At 67.8% G+C, this 1,015-nt stretch carries 1 pseudogene; it reads right to left on the bottom strand.

The annotated features are described in order from the left end of the window. Positions 1-19: 19 nt before the first annotated feature. A pseudogene (locus AQJ27_RS54470) lies at positions 20-1,015 on the bottom strand (IS110 family RNA-guided transposase); the annotation flags it as partial.

Here is a 1,015-nt window from a genome sequence, read left to right as displayed (position 1 = left end):
CGATTCCTAATGCGGTCTGTCAAGCCGCGAGGACGGTCGGCGGCGTGAGTTCGTAGCACCGTCCGTCGCGCAGAAGGGCCCAGAGGACGTTCACACGGCGTCGGGCGAGAGCGAGGACAGCCTGGGTGTGACGCTTGCCCTCGGCTCGTTTGCGATCGTAGAACCGGCGGGACTCCTCGCACGTTCGGATGCTGAACAAGGCGGAGGTGTAGAAGACGCGTTGGAGCCTGCGGTTGTATCGCTGGGGGCGCCGTAGATTGCCGCTGATCTTCCCGGAGTCGCGGTGCTGGGGCGACGCCGCCGAAGCCGGCGAGCCGGTCGGGAGTGCCGAAGACGCTCATGTCGCCGCCGGTGGCGGCCAGGAACTCGGCACCGAGGATGACGCCCAGGCCGGGCATGCTGGTGATCACTTCGAAGTCTTGGTGCTCGCGAAACCGGGCCTCGATGAGCTTGTCGACCTCGGTGACCTGTTGGTTGAGGCTGATCACCTCCGCCGCCAGCGTGTGCACCATCGGGGCGGTCAGTCTCTCGCCCGGCAGGCTGGTGTGCTGGCGCTCAGCCGCCTCGAAGGCGGCCTTGGCCAGCTGGTCGGCGCGGAGGACCTTGCGGTTTCGCAGCCACGTCTCCAGCCTCTTGCGGCCGATCCGGCGGAGGGCGGCCGGCGTTTGGTAGCCGGTCAGCAAGACGAGCGGGCCGGCGTTGGTGACGTCGAGCGCACGCTCCAGACCGGGAAAGATGCCAGTGAGTTGAGCGCGGAGCCGGTTGACGGTGCGAGTGCGGTCGGCGACCAGGTCCATGCGCCGGCCGGTGAGGATTTTCAGCTCGGTGACGGTCTCGTCGCCAGCCCGTAATGGATGCAGATCGCGGCGGATACGAGCCTGATCGGCGATGACGGCGGCGTCCTTGGCATCGGTCTTGCCTTCGCCGCGGTAGCCCTCGGAGGCGCGGTGGATGGCCCGGCCGGAGAGGTAGAGCACCGGTTGGTCGTGGTTGAGGAGGAGCGTGATGGCTAGGG

This window comes from Streptomyces olivochromogenes, assembly GCF_001514115.1.
Taxonomy (GTDB): Bacteria; Actinomycetota; Actinomycetes; order Streptomycetales; family Streptomycetaceae; genus Streptomyces; species Streptomyces olivochromogenes.
This window is presented reverse-complemented; position numbering and strand designations above follow the sequence as displayed.